This is a genomic window from Streptomyces sp. P9(2023) (genome assembly GCF_032436795.1).
Classification (GTDB): Bacteria; Actinomycetota; Actinomycetes; order Streptomycetales; family Streptomycetaceae; genus Streptomyces.
Map to the genome: position 1 here is coordinate 1 of NZ_JAUPWM010000502.1, position 269 is coordinate 269.

General features: G+C 65.4%; 1 protein-coding gene. It reads left to right on the top strand.

Annotated features, from left to right (window positions below; all coding sequences use genetic code 11):
* Positions 1–52: 52 nt before the first annotated feature.
* On the top strand, positions 53–269 hold a 217-nt coding region (locus Q5762_RS38525), incomplete at its 3' end, for a hypothetical protein (protein ID WP_315896970.1).

Genomic DNA, 269 nt, shown 5'->3' on the forward strand with positions numbered 1-269 from the left:
GTGGACCAACTGTTGACCCAACTGGGACGGCCAGGCGGGGCTGGAGACTGGCGTGCCCAAGCTGGCCTGGATGGGGGGAGAAGACGGCATGGGGCCAGATGACGTTGCGCTATTGGGCAGTATGAAAGAGGTCTCTGCGGGCGCCGACTTCAGGGCGCTCTCTGGTACGGCCAGCGTCTGCATGAAGCTGGTGGCCGTATCAGGGGTGGCGCGCAACAGGCCGTTGGCAGTATCGCCCAAGGGACTGGGAGGCGTGGCAGCTTGCCAGG